We start from the raw sequence: 1,653 nt of genomic DNA, 5'->3' as shown, positions 1-1,653 counted from the left end.
AATTGTCCTACAGTTTTCCATGTTTTTGTTGCAGTCTTGTATTTAAACTAATACAATCGGTGTATGGGACAAGAATATAGAAGAACGACAACAACCGTTTCGCTCATCAATTATCATTTTGTGTTTTGTCCGCGATACCGTCGAAAAGTATTAGTCAAACATGTAGAAGCACGATTTAAAGAGCTTGTGCAAGAGCTTTGTGTAGCCAACGATTGGCTCATTGTTACACTGGAAGTGATGCCTGATCATGTACATCTATTCTTAAATGTGCTACCGACCGATTCTCCAGCCGACGTTATGGCGAAGTTGAAAGGAGCGACGTCGCGAGACTTGCGCAAAGAATTTCCGCACTTGACGCACCTGCCAAGTCTCTGGACACGTTCCTATTTTGTCAGCACGGCAGGTAACGTATCAAGTGAAACGATCAAACGTTATGTCGAAGAGCAAAAGAAAAGGGGGTGAAACCATGCAAACCGTAACGGTTCAAATTCGTCTATTCCCCCGTGATCCCGCCATTATGAAAGAGATGGGAAATGAATATATCCATACGGTCAATCACTTAACCGAACAAGCAGAAGCATCGGGCGCATTTCCAAAGGTGACATCCAAGGATGTCGAGGCCAATCTTCCTTCCGCAGTAAGGAACCAAGCCATTAGAGATGCGCGAAGCATCCATAACAAGACGAAAAAGCAAGGGAAACGCCCGATTCTAAAGCGTAGAGCCTACTACGTGAACAATCAAAACTATTCGTTTGGCGACAGTAACGTTTCATTTCCTGTCATGATGAACGGAAAGGTACAGCGGCTCACGGTTTCTGTTCGCATAACCGAACGGGAGCAACGTCTCCTATTCAGCAATAAACTCGGGCTATTGCGAGTCGTCGAAAAGTCAGGTAAGTGGTACGTGCACATAGCTGTTGAAATACCAACAGAACCACTAACGAGCGGCGCAACGATGGGGATTGACTTGGGATTAAAAGTCCCCGCCGTCGTTGTCACCTCAACAGGTAAAACTCAGTTTGTCGGCAACGGCAGGCAGAACAGGTACATGCGCCGCAAGTTTCAAGCGCGCCGAAGAAAGATGGGTAAGCTTAAAAAGCTGTCGGCGATTCGCAAGCAACAGAACAAGGAACATCGCTACATGAAAGATCAAAACCACAAGATCAGCCGGAAGATCGTGAACATGGCGATAGAAGAACAAGTATCGGTCATCAAGATCGAGAAACTAACGAATATTCGCCAAACGACAAGAACAAGTCGTAAAAACGCTAAAAATCTGCATACCTGGTCGTTCTATCAACTGCAAATGTTTATTGCGTATAAAGCGGCATTGGCGGGAATCAAAGTCCTCGAAGTGAATCCTGCGTACACTTCGCAAACATGCCCGGCGTGTAGTAAACGCAATAAAGCCGATGACCGAACGTATCAGTGTTTATGCGGGTTTCACACGCATCGCGACAGAGTTGGTGCGATTAACATCATGCGTCAACCTGGGGCAGATGGTAATAGTCTGTCAGCCTAAGATGCTAGATGCACTGTCTTAGGACGGGCTGATGGCACAGCCCTAAACTTAGCAGTTTTCCAAACCAGAAATGGACTGCGGAAGCACCAACTAGCTAAGAATCCCACGGCTTTAGCCGTGTGGAGTGTCAA

Annotated in this window: 2 protein-coding genes; both read left to right on the top strand. The window is 46.2% G+C overall.

All coding sequences use genetic code 11. The features are described 5' to 3' along the window. The first annotated feature begins 63 nt into the window (after positions 1 to 63). Positions 64 to 462, top strand: a complete 399-nt coding sequence (tnpA, locus tag A372_RS0100045) for an IS200/IS605 family transposase (protein ID WP_019418880.1) — start codon at positions 64 to 66, stop codon at positions 460 to 462. A 4-nt stretch (positions 463 to 466) separates the two neighbouring features. After that, positions 467 to 1,522, top strand: a complete 1,056-nt coding sequence (locus A372_RS0100040; protein WP_019418879.1) for an RNA-guided endonuclease InsQ/TnpB family protein — start codon at positions 467 to 469, stop codon at positions 1,520 to 1,522. The last annotated feature ends 131 nt before the right edge of the window (positions 1,523 to 1,653 follow it).

Origin of the sequence: Paenibacillus sp. OSY-SE (genome assembly GCF_000283315.1) — a bacterium.
GTDB classification, from domain to species: Bacteria; Bacillota; Bacilli; order Paenibacillales; family Paenibacillaceae; genus Paenibacillus_B; species Paenibacillus_B profundus.
The sequence above is the reverse complement of the archived record's forward strand: the minus strand, read 5'-3'. Positions and strand labels throughout refer to the sequence as shown.

Coding starts and splice junctions, on each gene's coding strand:
- tnpA (WP_019418880.1), top strand. CDS start 64: ATGGGACAAGAATATAGAAGAACGACAACAACCGTTTCGCTCATCAAT.
- A372_RS0100040 (WP_019418879.1), top strand. CDS start 467: ATGCAAACCGTAACGGTTCAAATTCGTCTATTCCCCCGTGATCCCGCC.